The organism is Streptomyces sp. NPDC005898 (assembly GCF_040629635.1).
GTDB lineage: Bacteria > Actinomycetota > Actinomycetes > Streptomycetales > Streptomycetaceae > Streptomyces.
In genome coordinates, this window is sequence record NZ_JBEXWC010000010.1 from 161,202 (window position 1) to 176,267 (window position 15,066).

Consider the following 15,066-nt stretch of genomic DNA (forward strand, 5'->3'; position numbering starts at 1 on the left):
AGTGTGACGGGCATGTGTCGGCAGTGCGAAACCCCCTCCGGATGCCGGCCACGGGCCGCGTAAGGTGCGTGTACGCGTCGTCGACCAGGCAGAACGGCGCCGCGCGGGGAGGACGGGAGACCATGGAGGCCGCGAACACACCGCGGGTGGGTGCCGCCGTACGCCGTCGGCGGCGGGCACTCGACCTGACGCTCGCCGAGGTGGCGCGGCGCAGCGGGCTCTCCTCCCCGTTCCTCAGTCAGATCGAGAACGACCGGGCGCGGCCCAGCATGCGTTCCCTGCAACGGATCGCGGACGCGCTGGGCACCACGGCGGTGCAGCTGCTCGCGGCCTCCGACGAGACCCGCACGGTCGACGTCGTGCGGGCCGCCGAGGACAGCGGCCTCGACCGGGAGGCGCGGGTCCGCCCGGTGGTGCGCGGCCGCCATCAGCTGCACGCGCTGGAGTTCGTCGGCGAGCACGAGGCCGACCGGGAGTTCCGGCACCGCAACGACGAACTGATGTACGTGGCGGACGGCTCGGTGGAGGTGGAGGCCGACGGCCGGCTCCACCGGCTGGGGCGCGGGGACACGCTGCTGCTGTCCGGGGGCGTCCGGCACCGTTGGCGCTCCACCGGAGCGGACACCCGGGTCCTGGTGGTGGCGGTCGGCGACCACGTGGACGTACTGGAGCCCTGACGACGCGAGGCCGCGCGTCCGGCGCACCGGCGGACGCCGCGGAGTCCGGAGGGCGCCGGGTCGCCCGGATGCGCGGGGGTGGGGAAGGCACGATCATCGTGCCCAGGACAGGGTCGAGCCGGTCGGCCCGTTTTCACGTTTCTGCGAGGGCCGTCATGGCGACTCACCCCCACGCCGGCGCGGAGCGCCCCGACGGGTCCGACGCCGTCGTCACCGCGCGTCTGCTGCGCGAGGCGGCTCTTGAGGTGTCGCGGAGCGCCACGGACATCCGGGGCGCCGCCGCCGAGGCCTGCGCCGTGCTCGCCGATCCGGGGCTCACCCGGTCGAGCGCGCGGCGTCCGCGCAGTGGCCTCGCGGCGCAGGGTGCGCTCGTACGGGCACTGACCCGGCCCTCGGGCCTGGGGTTCGCGCTCGGGGCCGCGGGCGGGTGGCTGAAACGGATGGGCCAGGCCGGCGAGGTGTGCGGAGGGGAGAGCCTCGCGAACCGGGTCGCCGTGACGTCGCTGCGGCTGCGTGCCGCCGCGGTGCTGGAGGAGCATCCGGAGCTGGGGCGGGACCCGGGGATGCGGCGCCTGATGGACGCCGTCACGGGCGACCGGGACGTGGAGGCGCTGCGCGCCCTGCGGGCGCTGATGAAGGACAAGGGCGCCGAGCGGGCGATGTCGACGATCGCGCCTCTGTTCGCGGAGTTGTCGGCGATCCGGGCGCTGCTCGACGAGAACCCTCTCAACGACGAGGTCGGCTGGCAGATCGCGACCGGCGAGGCGCTGCACGCGGATCCGTGGTTCGGGATCTCCGCGCGCCATCTGGCGGCCTTCGACGCCGGTGAGGGCGCGGCGGTGCCGGTGGAGCTGGACGAGGAGGACCGCCGGTCGCTCGCCGAGGAGGGCTCCTTCATGGGGTTCCTCCGCAACATCGATCTGCTGCGCACCGATGGCCGGGTCCTGATCCAGGACGTCCGGGGCCCGGACGGTGTGGTGCGGCACGTGCTGCATGCCCCGGGCATGGCGCCGGGCAAGCCGCGCAACGACTCGCCTCAGGACTTCGTGGGCGCCTGGAGCAATCTCTTCGACCCCGAGTCGCCCTACACGCGCGGCATTTTGCTGGCCGTGGAGGAGTACGGGTTGCCCGCCGGCGCCGAGCTCGCCCTCATCGGCCACAGTGAGGGCGGCATCGCCCTGATGAACCTGGCGCAGAACAGCGGCTTCTGCCGGCGGTTCCGGGTGACGCACATGGTGGCGGTGGGCTCCCCCATCGACAACAAGAAGCCCGCGGACCCTCGTACGTGGGTGGCGAGCGTCACCAACCAGCACGACCTGGTGCCCACGCTCGACGGCCGGGGCGCGGGCTCCGGCGCGGTGTTCACCCCGCACCCGGACTGGTACGAGGTGGACTACGTCGACGCCAGCCATGAGTTCCCGCTGTGTCACTCGCTGGGCAGGTACATGGCCAACCTGGAGGAGGACCTGCCGGACGCCCGCCGGGACATCGACGAGGCGTTGTCGCCGTACCAGGGGCCGGTGGTGCGTTCGCAGGTCTTCCATCTCACGGACCGGGCCAACCCGCCGCAGGGCTACCCCCTGATGGCGGTGCCGGTGACCCGGACCGCCACCGCCGCGGGCCCGGTCGAGACCCCGGTGCTGTACTACGACTCGACGAGCGTGGTGGCCTTCTTCGCCGTGGAGCCCGACAGGGCGGCGCGGCTGCTGGCCGACACCTCCTGGATGAGCCCCAGCCGGGTCGGCCGGCGTGTTCTGGTGGCGCTCTCCGCGTACGAGCACCGCTGTGTGAGCCTCGGCGCGTACAACGAGCTGAGCCTGGCGGTACTGGTGAACGACCTGTGGCGGCCCCGGAGTCACGAGGTGCTGGCCGAGTTGCTGCGCCGGGCGGACACCCGGCGCACGGGACGGCAGGTGACGGCCCTGGCCGTCACCACCGAGGAGGCCGAGGCGGCGAGCCGGGAGCTGTGGGGCCAGCCGGTCACGCGCGCCCAGATCGATGTCCGGCTGACCGGCAACCGGCTGCACGTCACCCTGGATGAGACGGCGCGGCCCGGCGGGGCCACGGCGGAGCCACCGGTCCGGCTGACCGGCAGCCTCGGGCCGCACGTGCCGGCTCCGCACATGGACTCGGTGCTCTACGGGCGCACGGCGGAGGCGACCTTGCGGTCGCTGGTGCACTGCGTCGGACGCCAGCGCTTCCACGCGGCCCCCCGGGTGCGGCTGCGCTGCGCACCGGACGGGGGCGGTCAGCAGGAGCCGCTGGTGCGCCAGTTGCGGTCCCTGGGGCTGGACGGGGCCCGCCCGCTGTGCGTACTGAGCACGCCGCAGTACCAGGCGCGGCGCGGTTCCGGAGCGGCTCTGCCGCGCTGAGGCCGAGGGATGGGGCGGGGACGGAGAGGGACGAGGAGAGCGAGGGAGCCCATGGCCGTGCACGCCGTACGCCACGAGGAGCAACCCACCCCGTACGAGGCCCGGTTGCGGGCCGAGGCCGAGAGGCTGGCCGGCGCCGGGGCGCGTCTGCTGGAGCAGGCGGCTCTGCTGGAGGGGCGCCCCGGTGTGCCCGACTGGTGCGTGCCCACCCTGCACCGGCAGGCGGCGTGCTGCCGGCAGGCCGCCGACGACCTGGCGGCGGCCGCGGTGCTGGTGGGCAGGCACACCGCCCGGTCCGCGGGCGCCCGGGCCGGTGCCGGACCCAGGGCCCGCCTTCGCCCGAGGTGACGGGCGCCGCTGCGCCTGTTCGCCCACCGGGTCACGGCCGGTCCCCTCCGGGTGCCCGGCTCAGGGCGCGCGCAGCACGAGCGCGGTGTTCTGGCCGCCGAAGCCGAACGACGTGCTCACCGCCGTGCGCATGCGTGCCGGCCGGGGCACGCCCGAGACGACGTCCAGCTCGGCCGCCGCGTCCTGGCGGCGCAGGTTGGCCGTCGGCGGGACGAGACCGTGCTGGAGGGTCAGTACGGTCACCGCCGCCTCGATGGCGCCCGCGGCGCCGAGGGCATGACCGATGACGCTCTTGTTCGCCGTCACCGGCGGGTCGTGCCGGAAGAGCCGCCGCAGCATGCGTGCCTCGGTGAGGTCGTTGAGCGGCGTGGAGGTGGCGTGCGCGTTGACGTGGTCGATGTCGCCGGGCGCGCAGTCCGCGTCCCGCAACGCCGCGTGCACCGCCTCTTCGGCGCCCCTGGCCTCGGGGTGCGGCGCGGCCGGGTGGTGGGCGTCGGCGGTGGCCCCGTAGCCCGCGAGGTAGCCGCGTACACGGGCGCCCCGCCGGTGGGCGTCCTCGGGGCGTTCGAGGATCAGCACGGCGGCCCCTTCCCCGGGCACGAAGCCGTCGCGTTCGACGTCGAAGGGGCGGGAGGCGGTGCCGGGATCGGACCGGCGGGACGACATGGCCCGCATCTGGCCGAAGCACGTGGTCGTCATCCGGCTGCGGGCGGACTCGCTGCCGCCGGCCAGCACGATGTCGCAGCGCCCCGCCCGCAGCAGGTCCAGCGCCGTGCCCAGGGCCGTCGCCCCGGACGCGCAGGCGCTGCTGGTGGTGAAGTTCACGCCGTGCGCCCCGAGGTCCAGGGCGACCTCGGCCGCCGCCATGCTGGGCACGCTGCGGGTGACCTGGTACGGGGAGACGCGGTCGGCACGGTCCTCGTGGAGCAGCCGGAAGGGCTTCTCGTACGAGTGCAGGCTGTTGCTGCCCACGCCGAGGACGACGGCGACGCGGTCGCGGTGCCACTCCTGGGGATCCAGGCCGGCGTCGCCCACCGCCTGGCGTGCGGCGACCACCGCCATCTGGGCGTACGGGTCCAGGCGCCGGGCCGTGGCGTGGCCGAGTCGTGCGCGGGCCCCGAAGTCGGGGACGGCGCAGGAGAAGTCGGTCCGCAGCCCGGCGAGGACGGGGTCGGTACGGGCCACCGACACACCGCGCACCAGGGTGGCCCAAGAGCTCTCGGCGCACGTTCCGGCGGGTGACAGCAGGCCGATGCCGGTGACGGCGACGTCACGCGTGCGCGCGTACGCGTGCAACGGAACCTCCGGGGCGTGAGGGGGCACGGCCCCACGCGGTGCGAGCGCGCGTCCACCGGCCCCCGGGGCGGGGGCCGGTGGACGGCGCGGGTGCGCGGCGTGTGGCGGTGCGGGACGGGTCCTTGCCTACCACCCCACCGCTGCGCCGGAGTCGCCCCGTGATCACGACACGCGCGTGGGGCCCGCCGTTCACTCCATCGTGGGTCACAGCCGGCGTGCGGCGAGCCGTTCCTTGTCGGGCCACCGCACGTCGTGGGCCCATCCGTTGCGCTCGAAGAGCCGGATGAGGGCGGCCGTCGCGTCGAACTGTCCGCGCAGCGCGCCGTGGCGGGCGCTGGTCGGGTCGGCGTGGTGGAGGTTGTGCCAGCCCTCACCGAAGGTCAGCAGCGCCACCCAGCGGACGTCGCGCGACTGGTCCCTGCTGCGGTAGTGCTGTCGTCCGAAGGCGTGGGCGACGGAGTTGACCGACCAGGTGACGTGGTGGACGACCGCGTAGCGCACCAGGCTGCCCCAGAAGAAGGCGGTGGCGGCGCCGGACCAGGACATGGTCCACAGGCCGCCGATCAGCGGTGGGAGCGCGAACGAGACGGTGACGGTGACCCAGTACCAGCGGTCCAGCCGGCTGATGTCGGGGTCGTTCAGGATGTCCGGCGCGTAGTGGGCGAGGTCGGCGCGCCTGCGCCGGGCGAACCAGCCGATCTGCGCGTGCCACAGGCCCTTCAGCAGGGCACGGCGTCCGGTGCCGAACGCCCACGGCGAGTGCGGGTCGCCCGGCCGGTCGGAGAACTGGTGGTGGCGGCGGTGCTCGGCCACCCACAGGGCGACCGGTCCCTGCATCGCCATGCCGCCGGCCAGCGCGAGGGCGATGCGCAGCGGGCGTGCGGCCTTGAAGGACTGGTGGGTGAAGTGCCGGTGGTAGCCGGTCGAGATGCCCGCGATCGAGATGACGTACATGACGGCCGCGAGCGTCAGGTCGAGGGCGCCCGCCCCGCGTCCCCAGGCGACGGGGAGGGCCGCGGCGAGCACCACGAAGGGCAGCACGATGATGCCCAGCAGATATCCGGTGTACTCCGCCCCGGTGACCGCGACGGTGCCGGCCGTGGGCCCCGAGTGCGCCGGCCCGTCCGCCTCGGCGGCGTGGGAGGCCGTCACCGCGGTGCTCCGGCGCTCCGGCGGGCGCGGGCGACAGGCGCCGCCGGCAGGGGGCACGTCCCCGGTGGTTGCCCTGGTCCCAGCATGCGTGCGGCCTCCTGCCGTCGCGGGTTCGGTCCTGGTCCATGCTGGGGCGCGGCCGGGGATGGAGGGCGGCGGCACGCGGCGGCGCCCGGCAGGCACCGGGCATATTCACACCGGTGACCCGGTCGTGGTGCGGGCTCGGGGACTCCGTGCCGTAATTGAGAGCGAATCCGCCGGCGACCGCGGTCCGCGGCGCCCCGCCACGTCTGGGTGCACCCATGGAGTTTCTAGCGGCGTACGACACCATCCCGCAGAGCGACGCCGCGCGGCGCGTGGCCCTCCTGCGGGAGCGCATGAAGGCGGACGGTCCGGCCGTGCTGCGCGAGCTGCGCGCGGCGCGCCCGGTGTTCGCCACGCCCGCGGGCGTCTTCGTCACCCGGATGACCGATGTGGTGGAGGTCTTGTCGACGCCCGACGTCTTCACCGTGGGCGTGTACGGCCCGCTCCTGGAGGAGGCGCTGCACGGGCCGTTCATGCTGGCCCGGGACGGCGCCGACCTCCACTGGCACGACCGCGCGCACGCCCAGCTCATGCTGCCCGCGCGGGACTTCCTGCCGGTGCGCCGGATCACGGCGCGCCTCGCCGACGACGCCCTGGACCGGGCGATCGCGTCGGCCCGTGCCACGGGGCGGGAGACGTTCGACTACATCCAGGAGTTCTCCGCCCCGGTCGCGGCCCGGGTGGCCCAGGAGTACCTGGGCTTCACCGGCGTGGCCGAGGAGGACCTGCACCTGCTGTCGCAGCGCGTGCAGCGCGCGGTGTTCGTCAACCCCGACCGGGACCCCGAGGTGCACGCCGCCGGCGTGGCGGCCGGCAAGGAACTGCACGAGCTGATGGCCGAGGTGATCCGCCGCCGGGTCGCCGCGCTGTCGGCGGACCCCGGCCACGACGTGCCGGACGACGTCCTCACCCGGATGCTGCGCACGGTTCTGCCGCCGGGAGCGGACCGGCCGATGGACGAGGAACGGATCAACCACCAGCTCGTCGGCTACCTGATCGGCTACCAGCAGAACGCCACCCAGTGCGCGGCGACCGCGCTCAAGGAACTGGCGATCCGTCCGGAGGAGCTGGCCCGCGCCGAGCGGTCGGCCGCCGCGGACGACACCACCGCCTTCGACGGCTACGTCTGGGAGGCTCTGCGCTTCCACCCCTTCGTCCCGTCAACGCCACGGCTCTGCGTGCGCGAGCACGTGCTGGCCGCCGGCACCCCGCGCGAGACCCGCCTCGCACCCGGCACCGTGGTGCACGCGCACCTGGCGTCGGCGATGTTCGACGAGACGGTCGTCGAGGATCCGTACGCCTTCCGGCCCGACCGGACGCCCGTGCACAACCTGGTGCTCGGCCACGGGGCGCACGCCTGCGTGGGTCGGTATCCGGCCCGGGCGATCCTCCCCGAGATGGTGCGGCGGGTGCTCCTGCGCCCCGGTGTCCGGCCGCTGCCAGGCGCCGAACGCGCCCTGGACTACGGGGACACGCCCTATCCGCAGCACTACACCGTGACGGCGGACACGGGGGCCCCGTCCTGACCGTACGGGCGTCCCCCAGCCGCCGACCGGAGAGCAGGCACCAGATGACCACCATCCCGCGCCGGAGCCGAACGCCGGGCGAAGACGACCGTGATCCCTCCCGCGACGGCCTGCGCAACCGCGTCGAGGCCCACGTCCTCACCCATTACGCGCCGCTGTGGCGGGCGGTGCAGGGCAACCGGTGGCTGCACCTCAAGACCAACGCCCTGCTCACCGACGTCGCCGTCCTCAAGGCCCCGCCCCGGCCCAACCCGCTCAGCACCATGGCGCCGTACACGTCATGGCCCTCGCTGACGGACCGCTCGTACGTCGGCCGGCACCTGCCCCCGGACACCTCCCCGCACCCGGGGCGACCGGCACCGCAGCGGGCGGCCGAACTCTTCCGCAGGGCGGGGCCGGGGCAGATGTGCCCCCGGTCGACCGCCCTGCTGCCCGCCTTCGCCCAGTGGTTCACGGACGGCTTCCTGCGGGGGCACGGTCTGGGCGGTGATCCTCGGCGCACCGACTCGCCGCACACCATCGACCTGGTGCAGCTGTACGGCGCGTCCGAGGAGGTGACGGCGTGCCTGCGGGAGTTCGAGGGCGGCCGGCTGAAGAGCCGCACGGTCGGCGGCGGCGAGTTCCCGCCGCTGCTGTGCGACCAGGGACGCATCAAGAAGGAGTTCGAACTCCTCAAGCCGGTGCGTTGGGAGGACGTGCCGGAGCCGTTGCGCGACACCGTCTTCGCGACCGGTGGGGACCGGGCGCACGCCCACATCGGCCCGATGCTCGTCAACGTGCTGTTCCTGCGCGAGCACAACAGGATCGCGGGGCTGCTGTCGCGCGCGTACCCCGCCTGGGACGACGAGCGGGTCTTCCAGACCACCCGCAACATCCTGGTGGTGATGACGATCCGGCTGGTCCTGGAGGAGTACATCAACCACCTGACCCCGTTCCACTTCCGCTTCGTCCTGGACCCGACACGGACGGTCCGCTCGAGCTGGCACCGGGAGAACTGGTCGACCATCGAGTTCAGCCTGGTGTACCGCTGGCACAGCCTGATCCCGTCGACGTACCGCATCGCCGGCCGGGACGTTCCCCTGCTCCATACGCTCGCCAACGGCCGGATCGTCGAGGAGCGGGGCATGGGCCCCCTGTTCGACGACCTCTCCCGGCAGCCGGCCGGGCGCATGAGCCTGTTCAACACCGATCCGCTGCTGCTGCCCATCGAGGCCCGCAGCGTCGAGGTCGGCCGCGAGCTGGACGTGGCCTCGTACAACGACTACCGCGAGCACTTCGGCTTTCCCCGCGTGAGCGACCTGCGGCAGGTGTCGGGCGACCCGGTGGTGCGCGAGGCGCTGCACGAGATGTACGGCGGTGTCGACGACCTGGACCTGTACGTCGGCCTCTTCGCCGAGGACGCCCGGCACGGCAGCCTCTTCGGCAATCTGCTCGGGCGGATCATCGGCATCGACTCGTTCTCCGAGGCCCTGACGAACCCGCTGCTGTCACCGCGGCTCTTCACCGCGCAGACCTTCTCCGCGGAGGGCCTTGCGATCCTGCGCGCCACCCGCTCGCTCTCCGACGTCGTCCACCGCAACCTGCCGGAGGACGACGGGCGGTACCTGGTGTCCCTCGGCACGAAGCGGGCGCCGGGCGTCAGGGGGTAGGCGCGGTCAGGGGGAGGACCGGCCCGGTGGGGGGGCAGGCCGGCCGCTGATACGCCGGTTCATCCGAGGTGCACGGGCCCGGGTGTGGCCGGGGTCAGTGGTTCCGCAGCGCCTCGGAGAGGGTGACGGCGGCCGGGTCGAGGGCGGTGCGGCCGTCCTCGATGTCCCACAGGGCGTTCTGCAGCAGCCTGCCGTACGTCCAGCCGGCCGCGCGCGCCCGGTCCAGACCGAGGGCTTCGGTCAGCAGGTCGAAGCGGCGGCGCACGACGCGCGCCATGTCCCCTTGTGGCGCGATGTCGTCCCACCGGCTGTCCAGGGCGGGCCACAGGTCGAAGCCGGGGTCGCCGGCGAGCGGTTCCGGGTCGATGGCGAGCCAGGGCTCACGCTCAGCGGCGAGGACGTTGCCGTAGTGCAGGTCCCAGTGCAGCATCCGGTCACCGGGGTCGCCGGCCAGTTCGGCCACCGCCGACGCCCAGTGGTTCAGGAGCCGCCGGTCGGTCGGGTCGGCCAGCGCCGCCGCCGCGCGCGGTGCCTCTTCCAGCATGGCCTCGGCGATGTCACCGAGGCAGCGCAGCCCCTGCGGCGCGGGGACGGACACCAACCGGGCCAGCAGCCCGGCGAGTACGCCCATGGCGGCGTCGTCGTCCTCGACCGAGGCCAGCGAACGGGACGCGTCCAGGCGCTCCAGGAGCATGGTGCTGCTCTGCGGGTCGTGGTCGAGCAGCCGCACGATTCCGCGGCCGTTCCAGATGTGCAGCCCGGTGATGGCGGCGGAGGTCTCCTCGCGGGGTGTCTGCAACTTGAGGACGGCACGGGTGCCGTCGGCGCGCAGCACCGGCAGCACCAGCGAGGCCTCCCCCGACGCGGGTACGCCGTCCGTCGTCAGCGCCCAGCGGTCCAGTAAGTCCGCCACCAACGCGGGCAGGGCGGCGATCCAGCCCTGCCCCTCCTCACCGAGAGCGTGGGCGTACGACGACGCCAGGGCTTCCGGGATCTCGACCAGTCTTGCCCTGCTCATCTCGACGTCCTCGGGAGGGTGCGGGTGCTTTCCGCGTAACCTATCGAATCTCGGTGCCGAAGCCGGGTGGGTGACTGTCGGCGGTCGGCGGCCTGGGCTTCGGCCTCGGCGTCGGGCGTGGCCGGCGAGATGTGCTGCGCGGCTACCGGGCGGGGGCGCGTACGGCCTCCTCCAGCGCCAGTCTGCGGACCGAGGCTTGGAGGGCCTCGCCGAGCAGCGCGGCCATCACCGCCCGTTCCGCCCGTTGCCGCGGGTCGCGGCCCTCGGCTATGTACCGGGCCTCCACGCGGGCGGTCCGCTCACCGGCGTCCGCGTACGCGTCCAGGGCCGCCGTCGCCAGGTCCGCGTGCCCCAGACGCCGGACGGCAAGGACGGCGGTGGTCAGCTTCCGTACGTCGGAGGCGTCCGGGGAGATCCGCCATCCACGGCGGGTGAAGGTCTCCAGGACCACCGCCCGGGCCCGGTCGTGCTCGGGACCGGCGTCGGGGTGGGGGTCGGGCTCGGGCTCGGGCTCGGGCTCGGGCTCCGAGTGAAGCTCCGGAACCGGCTTCCGCTCGCGGTCCGGCCCGCCGTCCTGCTCCCGTAGCGCGCGGAGCACCCCGAGCGGCGTCGGGTCCGGCTCCGTCATCGCTTTCAGGACCGCCCGCACCCGGGCCAGCGGGACACCGCCCAGCTCGCTCAGCGCGCGTACGAGCCGGAGCCGGTGCTCGTGACGGGGGCCGTACAAGGCCTGGTTGGGGCTGGTCAGGATGCCCGGGGGAAGCAGGCCCTGCCGGAGGTAGTACTTGATCGTCGGAATCGGCACGCCGACCCGTCTGCTGAATTCGCCGATGCGCATCGACCCCACCCCTGCCCGTCCGCGACTTCGCTCCCCCACCACACATCACGCACCACAGATCGCCCACCACGTGCCCTGGATACACCCGTACACCGATGTATCCGCGGCGTCCCGGTCCGGATCTCTCAGGGGCAGTGCCGGAACGGAACAGCTGACGGGGGATGGGTGGCGTGGCGACACGGATCGCGGTCGGGGTGGATCTGGTCGAAGTGGACCGGATCCGCAGGCTGCTGGCGGACAATCCCGCCGCGGAAGAGGACATCTTCACCGGGCGTGAGCGCGCCTACTGCGCCGGCAAACGCAACCGCCTCGCTTCTCTGGCGGCACGCTTCGCCGCCAAGGAAGCCGTCCTGAAGGCGCTCGGCACCGGGCTCGGTCCCGGCACCCGCTGGACCGACGTGGAGGTGGTCAACACCCCGCTCGGGCGCCCCCGCGTGCGGCTGTCCGGCGGCGCCGGGGACCGGGCGGCGAAGGCCGGGGCCGCCTCGGTCGAGGTCTCGCTCTCGCACAGCGGGGCGTACGCCATCGCCCACGCCGTGATGTTCCTAGACGAAGGATGACGATGCGTTTCCATCTGATCGACCGAATCGACACCTGGGATGCGGGGCGCGCCATCCGGGCCCGCAAAGTGACCTCGTGGCTGGAGGACTTCTGGCGGGACGAGGGCGGGGGTCCCCAGATGCCCGAGCCGCTGATCCTGGAAGCCCTCTGCCAGGCCGGGACCTGGCTGATCATCGCCACCACCGGGGTGCGGCGGCGCGCCGCGCTCCTCTCGGTGGACGAGGTCTCCTTCCACGAGCCGGTACGCCCCGGGGACACCCTGATCCTGGAGGGGACGGTCGAGTCCATGGGCGACGAGACGGCGGTCCTCGCCGGCACCGCGTCGGTGGGCGGCAGGACGGTGATGAAGGCCGAGGCCGTGATGTGCGCCCTGCTGCCCGCGGAGGACCTGGAGGACCCCGAGGACACACGGCGGACGATGGAGCGGCTCACCCGGGTGCCGGCCGGCGGTGAGCGCCGATGAACCGGACACGGCCGGCCCGGCGGCAACGACGAATCGGGCGGAGCCGGTGCGGCGGGTGGCCATCACCGGCGTCGGCGCCGTCACCCCGCTCGGCAACACCGCCGCGGGGACCTGGCAGGGGCTCGCCGAGGGCCGCAGCGGCGTGAGTGCTCTGGAGACCTTCGACGCCTCGACCTTCCCGGTGCGGATCGCCGGACAGGTCAAGGACTTCGACCCGGGGAGGGTGGCACCCGCCAGGCAGCGGCGCCATCTCTCGCGCGCCGCGCTGTTCGCACTCGCCGCGGCCCAGGAAGCGGTGGCCGACGCGGGCGAGGGCTGGGACGCCACCGATCCCCACGACCGGGGGGTGGTCGTGGCCGGCACGGTCGGCAGGCCCGCGCTCCAGGAACTGGTCGACATGTCGCACCAGTTGAGCACGAGCGACTTCCACGACCTGTACCGGCAGGCCCCCGGCGACGTGCTGCTGCGCAATCAAAACGTGGGAGTCGCCGCGGTCGCCGGGGCCGGGAACTGCCGCGGCCCGATGGTGAGCGTCTCCACCGCCTGCGCGGGCGCCGCGCACGCGATCGGCGAGGCGTACCGCCGCATCCAGGAGGGCGAGTGCGCGCAGATGCTCACCGGCGGCTTCGACGCGCTGACGACCTGGATGGACGTCCTCGGCTTCTCGCTGCTCGGCGCGATCACCGACCGCTGGAACGACCGGCCCGAGCGGGCCTCGCGCCCCTTCGACTCCGACCGTTCGGGCTTCGTCCTCGGTGAGGGCGCGGTCATCGCGGCCCTGGAGGACTGGGACAGCGCGGTGGCGCGCGGTGCCCGCATCCACGGTGAAATCGTCGGCTACGGGACGTCGTTGAACGCGTACAGGATCACCGACTCACCACCGGACGGCGGCGGCGCGATCTCCGCGATGCGTGACGCGGTGGCGCAGTCGGGCCTCGGCACGGAAGGCATCGACTACATCGCGGCGCACGGAACCTCCACGCCCGGCAATGACGCCAGCGAGACCCTCGCCATCGAGAAGCTCTTCGGGGAACACACGCGCGAGCTGTGCGTGAGTTCCCCCAAGTCCATGACGGGGCACCTCACTTCGGCGGCGGCCGGGGTCAATCTGATCGCCGCGCTCGGCGCCCTGCGCGAGGGCCTGGTGCCGCCGACCATCAACCTCGACCGCCCCGACCCCCGGCTCCGTCTCGACTACGTACCGAACCGGGCCGTGCGCCGCCCGGTGCGCGCCGCCCTGGTCAACGCCTTCGCGTTCGGCGGCACCAACGCCTGCTTCGTGGTCAGGGCCGCGGCCGCGTCCGGAGTGGGCCGAGGAGCGGACGACGGACGAAGCGGCCGGCCGGTGGACGGGCCGAGTGCGGCTCCGAGCGAAAGAAGGGCAGCATGACAGCGTTCGACGAGATCCTCGATGTGGTGAAGGGCGAACGCGCCGTCGCCGCCCGGAACGTCCCGGGCACCCTGCAGGTGTTCGCCACGCACTTCCCCCGGTTCCCGGTCCTGCCCGGTGTGCTGATCCTGGACGACATCGTCCGGGCCGCCAGGCTCGCCGCTCCCGAGCTGCCCGAGGGCTTCCGCTGGGCGCTCGGCGCGGCGCGGCGGGTGCGCTACCGCCATTTCGCCGAGCCCGGAGACCGGCTGGAGATCAGCGTCGAGGTGATCGAGGCGACCGCGTCGTCCGTCACCGTCAAGGCGCGGGTCAGCGTGGCCGGCCGGGACATCACCACCGTACGCGGGCTCCGCCTGGACAAGCTGGCCGAGCCGGACACGAGCGAGGTGGCGGCATGAGGCGGGTCGCCGTCACCGGCATCGGAGTGCTCACCGCCCTCGGCGAGGGCCGGGGCGAGACGTGGAAGGCGCTGCTCGACGGACGCAGCGGCATCGGACCGATCCAGGGGTACGACCCCTCTTCGCTGACCACCCGGGTCGCCGCCGAACTGGCGGACTTCGAGCCCACGCGGTACGCCCCCCGCAAGTCCCTGCGGATGACCACGCGCAACGACCAGCTCGCCATCGCGGGCGCGGCGCTCGCGGTCGAGGACGCCGGGCTGGATGTCGCGGAGGCGGGGTACGACCCGGAGCGGGCCGGGGTGTTCGTCGGCGGCAACAAGGAGATCTCCAACCCGGAGCATCTGCTGAACGGCAGCCTGGCGGGCCGCCGCGAGGACGGCCGGGCGGATCTGCGGCAGCTCGGCGAGCGCGCCTCGTCCGCCTTCTACCCGCTGTACTTCGTGGAGGGCCTGCAGTCCGCCTCGCTCTTCCACCTCTCCCATGCCCACGGCTTCAAGGGCGCCAACTCCTACTACCACGGCACCGCCGACGCCGGAGTGACGGCGCTCGCCCGCGGCTTCCGCTCGATCCGCCGCGGGGAGTCCGATGTGGTGATCGCCGGCGGCTTCGACGACGCCGCGTCCTGGTGGGTGATGTCCAAGATGGACGGCCTCGGGGTGCTCACCCCCCGCAATGAGGCGGGCGCCTTCCGTCCGTACGACGTGGAGCGCAGTGGCTCGGTGCTGGGTGAGGGCTCGGCCTTCCTGGTCCTCGAGGAGCGGGAGTCCGCGCTACGCCGCGGCGCCCATGTGTACGCGGAGATCGGCGGCTTCGGCGCGACCCAGGACCCCGACCTGGTCACCCCGCACCCGGACGGCGAGCCACTGGCCGCCGCGGTGGGGCGGGCACTGCGTGAGGCCGGGGTCGACGCCGGCGACGTCGACTACGTGGCCACCCACGGGTGCGCGACGCAGCTCGGCGACCGCACCGAGGCCCGGGCGCTGACCCGGGTCTTCGGCCACGGCTCCGCCACGGCGGCGGGCAGCGTCAAACCGGCGACCGGGCACCTCGTCGCGGGCGCGGGGGCGCTCAACGCGGCGGTCTGCGCGATGGCCGTCGACGGCTCGGCCCTGCCGCCGACGCTCGGCCTCGACCGGCTCGACCCGCAGTGCGCGGGGATGGACTGGGTGAGCGGGCAGGCCCGCGAGGCGCGGGTGCGGCACACCGTGGCGATCGGCCGCGGGCTCGAAGGGCAGCAGACGGCGCTCGTACTGAGCGCCCCCACCGAGCAGGCTCAGAGGGGGAACTGACG

Annotated in this window: 14 protein-coding genes; 10 read left to right on the forward strand and 4 right to left on the reverse strand. The window is 73.8% G+C overall.

Features of this window, described 5'->3' with window-relative positions:
- Window positions 1-122: 122 nt before the first annotated feature.
- The 3 genes from ABZ385_RS16270 to ABZ385_RS16280 all read left to right on the forward strand — a co-directional run bounded on the left by ABZ385_RS16270 (window position 123) and on the right by ABZ385_RS16280 (window position 3,397).
- Entirely contained in the window at window positions 123-677 is a 555-nt protein-coding gene (locus ABZ385_RS16270; RefSeq protein WP_358578247.1) for an XRE family transcriptional regulator, read from the forward strand.
- Window positions 678-832: 155 nt separating this feature from the next.
- Window positions 833-3,049: an acetoacetate decarboxylase family protein gene (locus ABZ385_RS16275; protein WP_358578250.1), complete on the forward strand. Its 2,217-nt coding sequence runs from the start codon at window positions 833-835 to the stop codon at window positions 3,047-3,049.
- Between the two features lie 51 nt (window positions 3,050-3,100).
- Entirely contained in the window at window positions 3,101-3,397 is a 297-nt protein-coding gene (locus ABZ385_RS16280) for a hypothetical protein (protein ID WP_358578253.1), read from the forward strand.
- A 60-nt stretch (window positions 3,398-3,457) separates the two neighbouring features.
- Here ABZ385_RS16280 and ABZ385_RS16285 read toward each other — a convergent pair whose 3' ends face one another.
- Both ABZ385_RS16285 and ABZ385_RS16290 read right to left on the reverse strand, forming a co-directional pair.
- The gene (locus tag ABZ385_RS16285) at window positions 3,458-4,693 is read right to left on the reverse strand and encodes a beta-ketoacyl-[acyl-carrier-protein] synthase family protein (RefSeq protein WP_358578256.1); all 1,236 of its coding nucleotides are present in this window, start codon (window positions 4,691-4,693) and stop codon (window positions 3,458-3,460) included.
- Window positions 4,694-4,897: 204 nt separating this feature from the next.
- Window positions 4,898-5,845: an acyl-CoA desaturase gene (locus ABZ385_RS16290; RefSeq protein WP_358911848.1), complete on the reverse strand. Its 948-nt coding sequence runs from the start codon at window positions 5,843-5,845 to the stop codon at window positions 4,898-4,900.
- Between the two features lie 302 nt (window positions 5,846-6,147).
- Here ABZ385_RS16290 and ABZ385_RS16295 point away from each other — a divergent pair, with 302 nt between their 5' ends.
- Both ABZ385_RS16295 and ABZ385_RS16300 read left to right on the forward strand, forming a co-directional pair.
- Window positions 6,148-7,455 carry a cytochrome P450 gene (locus tag ABZ385_RS16295; protein ID WP_358911850.1) on the forward strand — a complete coding sequence of 436 codons (1,308 nt, stop codon included), beginning with the start codon at window positions 6,148-6,150 and terminating at the stop codon, window positions 7,453-7,455.
- A 44-nt stretch (window positions 7,456-7,499) separates the two neighbouring features.
- Entirely contained in the window at window positions 7,500-9,104 is a 1,605-nt protein-coding gene (locus ABZ385_RS16300; RefSeq protein ID WP_358911852.1) for a peroxidase family protein, read from the forward strand.
- Window positions 9,105-9,198: 94 nt separating this feature from the next.
- Here ABZ385_RS16300 and ABZ385_RS16305 read toward each other — a convergent pair whose 3' ends face one another.
- A complete protein-coding gene (locus ABZ385_RS16305; RefSeq protein ID WP_358911854.1) occupies window positions 9,199-10,122 on the reverse strand; it encodes an APH(6)-I family aminoglycoside O-phosphotransferase in 924 nt (307 codons plus the stop codon).
- Window positions 10,123-10,264: 142 nt separating this feature from the next.
- Window positions 10,265-10,960 (reverse strand): MerR family transcriptional regulator, encoded by a 696-nt coding sequence (locus ABZ385_RS16310; RefSeq protein ID WP_358911856.1) that lies wholly within the window; start codon window positions 10,958-10,960, stop codon window positions 10,265-10,267.
- 170 nt (window positions 10,961-11,130) lie between these two features.
- On the opposite strand from ABZ385_RS16310, the gene acpS reads away from it, so the two are divergent.
- From acpS to ABZ385_RS16335, 5 genes are read left to right on the forward strand one after another with little or no spacing between them, the layout of a single operon-like run.
- Window positions 11,131-11,520 carry a holo-ACP synthase gene (gene acpS / locus ABZ385_RS16315; protein ID WP_358578271.1) on the forward strand — a complete coding sequence of 130 codons (390 nt, stop codon included), beginning with the start codon at window positions 11,131-11,133 and terminating at the stop codon, window positions 11,518-11,520.
- A 2-nt stretch (window positions 11,521-11,522) separates the two neighbouring features.
- Window positions 11,523-11,984: a hotdog domain-containing protein gene (locus ABZ385_RS16320; RefSeq protein WP_358911858.1), complete on the forward strand. Its 462-nt coding sequence runs from the start codon at window positions 11,523-11,525 to the stop codon at window positions 11,982-11,984.
- On the forward strand, window positions 11,971-13,374 hold the full coding sequence (locus ABZ385_RS16325; RefSeq protein ID WP_358911860.1) for a beta-ketoacyl-[acyl-carrier-protein] synthase family protein: 1,404 nt from the start codon (window positions 11,971-11,973) through the stop codon (window positions 13,372-13,374). The genes ABZ385_RS16320 and ABZ385_RS16325 overlap by 14 nt, the downstream gene beginning before the upstream one ends.
- Window positions 13,371-13,772 (forward strand): hydroxymyristoyl-ACP dehydratase, encoded by a 402-nt coding sequence (locus tag ABZ385_RS16330; RefSeq protein ID WP_358578278.1) that lies wholly within the window; start codon window positions 13,371-13,373, stop codon window positions 13,770-13,772. The genes ABZ385_RS16325 and ABZ385_RS16330 overlap by 4 nt, the downstream gene beginning before the upstream one ends.
- The gene (locus ABZ385_RS16335) at window positions 13,769-15,064 is read left to right on the forward strand and encodes a beta-ketoacyl-[acyl-carrier-protein] synthase family protein (RefSeq protein WP_358911862.1); all 1,296 of its coding nucleotides are present in this window, start codon (window positions 13,769-13,771) and stop codon (window positions 15,062-15,064) included. Before ABZ385_RS16330 ends, ABZ385_RS16335 begins: the two co-directional genes overlap by 4 nt.
- The last annotated feature ends 2 nt before the right edge of the window (window positions 15,065-15,066 follow it).